This window comes from Streptococcus mitis (assembly GCF_946188585.1).
Classification (GTDB): domain Bacteria; phylum Bacillota; class Bacilli; order Lactobacillales; family Streptococcaceae; genus Streptococcus; species Streptococcus mitis_DG.
The window spans coordinates 1-3,481 of record NZ_CAMHVI010000015.1 but is presented as its reverse complement, the minus strand read 5'-3'; the positions used below and the strand labels follow the sequence as shown (position 1 = coordinate 3,481).

General features: G+C 36.2%; 4 protein-coding genes. 1 reads left to right on the top strand and 3 read right to left on the bottom strand.

Annotated features, from left to right (window positions below; translation table 11 throughout):
• Window positions 1-168: 168 nt before the first annotated feature.
• From N8M66_RS09215 to N8M66_RS09205, 3 genes are all read right to left on the bottom strand, one after another.
• On the bottom strand, window positions 169-450 hold the full coding sequence (locus N8M66_RS09215) for a hypothetical protein (RefSeq protein ID WP_261047202.1): 282 nt from the start codon (window positions 448-450) through the stop codon (window positions 169-171).
• Window positions 451-813: 363 nt separating this feature from the next.
• Window positions 814-1,218, bottom strand: coding sequence for a hypothetical protein (locus N8M66_RS09210; RefSeq protein ID WP_125852618.1), 405 nt, complete (start codon window positions 1,216-1,218; stop codon window positions 814-816).
• A 26-nt stretch (window positions 1,219-1,244) separates the two neighbouring features.
• Window positions 1,245-2,138, bottom strand: coding sequence for a replication initiation protein (locus tag N8M66_RS09205; RefSeq protein WP_261047197.1), 894 nt, complete (start codon window positions 2,136-2,138; stop codon window positions 1,245-1,247).
• Between the two features lie 826 nt (window positions 2,139-2,964).
• On the opposite strand from N8M66_RS09205, the gene N8M66_RS09200 reads away from it, so the two are divergent.
• The gene (locus N8M66_RS09200) at window positions 2,965-3,411 is read left to right on the top strand and encodes a hypothetical protein (protein WP_261047194.1); all 447 of its coding nucleotides are present in this window, start codon (window positions 2,965-2,967) and stop codon (window positions 3,409-3,411) included.
• The last annotated feature ends 70 nt before the right edge of the window (window positions 3,412-3,481 follow it).

The following is a 3,481-nucleotide window of genomic DNA, read 5'->3' as shown; positions in this document are numbered from 1 at the left end:
TCTCTAGAAACAATAACATAAAAGCTCATAAAATTGTTCTTATGAGCTTTTAAATTGTTCTTTGTTCCCCCTTTACAACCCCCTTATTTGCCCTCTGACGCTTTTTAATATCAAAACTATAGAATCATACCCTAAAACTAAAAACGAGCGTGTAAGAGCCTCTGAGGGCTATTTACGCTCGTTTAACGCTTTAAGCAATAACTCGTATATTAATTCTTGCTGTTTTTCAAGCATATTAAGACGGCGCATGACCTTTTCTTCAAACGTGGCATCATAGCTATCTTTTCTCAGTCGAGACCGAATCTCATCTACTCCTGAAGGAGATATACGATACACTCCATCCTTTTGTTCAACCTGGAAAATATCTAAATTTTTTCTGTGATACTTTACCAGGTCTTTTGATATCCCTAACTCATCTGCGACCTCTTTTAGTGTTTTCCAATCTGACATGACTCTAAATCCTCCTTACTAGCATTATATCGTTGTGGCAAGCGTAGCATGTGGGTATCACCTTACCAGTAAGTTTACCACATGATAGGTCAGTTTCAAAATGAAAACTGATTTTTGGGAGGCCCCAAACCCCTTATTTAGTTTTTACTAGGTAATTTACCTTTTTAGCCTCTAAAAGAGCATAAGGGAAACTGATATCACGTGCCGTGATATGTTGATAGTATCAACGTTTCCAGTACCGGTAATTTTCTCGGCTTCGCCTACTTTCACACACTATCCTGTTTATCACCCTTTTTGACTACCTCACACTTTAACACACTCTTATCTCATACAGATACACACAAAAAAAGAGATGCTGATTTCTCAATCAACAATCTCTTCAGCTGGTAAGGTGTAAAACGGCAAGTGTTTTGGTAGCTCCTCAATCTCCAAACCGAGAACATCTGCTAATTCAGCAATCTCTTTCATCAATTCGTCAATTTCACCCTCTAGTAATTCATAACGTTTTTTATCCAACACTTTTTTCACTCGAGCAATTTGACTAGCTACGAATTCAAATTGACTTTCAATAGCCCTTCGAGAACTATCCCAGTAGTTTTGGGCAATGGCTTGCTTTTTCTCTGTAGCTCGTAGATGGTCAGCCAAGGCATTAAAACTATCCCATGCAGTACTTTCCCACTGCTCAGCTTCTTCTACTTGCCTCAATAATCTATTTCTTTCAGCTTTTAATTTCTCGATATCGTTTATTAGTTCAGTTCTTTCTGTCATTTTGTGACTCCCTTTTCTGTAACTAGCTAATCTTCAAACATATCCATTTGCCCAGGCAAAACCCTTGGGGGAACATTATCTAATCTAGCTAACATCTCTTGCTTTTTACGCTCTAGTTCAGCCTTTTTCTCCTCACTCGTTGTATTCACGTAATCAGGAGTTGACCAAGTAGGCACGTTGGACTTCATTTTCTTGATTGGTTTAGGCTTATCGAACTTATTTGGAACATATGATTCAGTCATTTCAGGAATCCAAGTAAACTCATATCCAAGAACAGGGTTCCCACGCTTGTTGGATTTGATTTTTTTAACTTTCAATCCCTCAAAATATGGTGAAAGTTGCTTCAGGATTGGTTTGACGACTGCTCTATCTATCTCGCTCGATTTATAACTATTAGGCATATCAAGTAAAGTTTTAAATTCATCAATCTTGAACTCTTTACGACCTACTGTACGCCATTGTTTTAATAGTCTGTATGCAGTTTTAGCGTATGTAGACCGAATATGTGTAAACTCTGCAAGCTCATATTGTGTGAAATTAGCTGAAAGTCTGTTTAAGATATACTCAAATTTCGGCGAAAGAGAAACTGTTGCAGTCATATCTGACAAATCTTCTTTCCAATCCACTCGAAATCGTGTAAACAGTGGCATATACTCAATAGAATTGCTTGTTTTTTCGATATATCGTAACTGAGTTATATTATTAGCTAAGCTATTCATCGTATCGTGAAATCGTTTATTGTGCTGAATAGAATAGCTTGCAAGTTCGGCTAACTGATACTTGTCGAAGACTAAGTCTTCTATGCCGTTATCTCTGGCTTTTGCAATTATTGCAAAAAAGAAATTCATCTCTTCTGCCGTCCATTTTCTCATGATAACCGTGTTCAAATCATTATGATGCTTAACTACTTCACTCGTCATTAAGAATTCCTCTTCATTTTTTCTTAATCATACCACTAAAAACATTATAAAGCAAATAAATATATTTTTTCTTAATAAACCGACATTTGTACACCCATAAACCGACATTTGTACACCCATAAACCGACATTTGTACACCCATAAACCGACATTTGTACACCCATAAACTCTGAAATCCCTTGTTGCTCTAAGGTTCGTGAAGTAGCTAAATATTATTAAACATTAATTAAATATATATAAAAAGGGCCTCACTTCGTTTCGCCCTCTCTCCATATCCCCCAAAAGTTAAAATTTTAAGTACAAAACCACCAGTATCTGAAAATAAATCTAATATATATTTTTGACACAACTATATAACCATGATACAATGAAATTGCCGAATAAGTAGCTCAAGGCTACACCAAAGCCCTAGAGGATGCCAGTCCTTTAGGGCTTTTTTTACGTTCTTTTCAGATTAACGAGTGTTTCTAGGCTGACTACCGTTTATCCTCATCGTCCAACCATTTGCAAATGAAATATGCCAGTACATTTGCCATAACATTGAGGAAGAGCTCGAATAAGTAACTCACGACTATCACCTCCTCTCACGACCTACAGGTCGCAATCGGTTTTCCGATAGCGATTTTATTATATCATGGACTTTTCCTAAAAAGCAAAGTATGATAGGCTTTTTCTTCACTTGGACTATTACATGGTTTATTTGACAGCATAAATTACTTAGAATTTAAAAAAAACTATTGACAGAGACATCATAGTACGGTAAACTAAAATACAACTAAATAACAACTACATTTCAAGTAGGTTGAAACTAAAAGGAGGCTCTACTATGTCAGATTTAGAACAATACGAAAATGGATTAGCTTTGGTTTACAAATTTGGAGAACGATTCGATGGAGAACTTAGCGCACGTGAAGGAATAAATTTTTATGCTCTTCACGCAAAAGAACATAATGGGAAAGTTCTTCTAACGATGGAAAGAGGACCTAGAAAGGAATATCGGCATCTAATAAAAAAAATCATTATTACGGTTAAAGATGGCAGTTACGCAATTACTGCTGATGTAAAAGACATAGGCAAAGGAACCAAAATACCAATTCCAGAAGGCTTCACAGTCCCATCGATTTGGGAAAAAGAACCTGATAATATGCACTGGTTCGCTCTTTCAAACGTACAACGAACAACAATAGAACCTAACACATACACTTCCATCAATGGGAAAGATTTATTACAAAGTATATCTAGTCACGCCTATATGGTATATGTTGCTCTCTAGAAACAATAACATAAAAGCTCATAAAATTGTTCTTATGAGCTTTTAAATTGTTCTTTGTTCCCCCTTTACA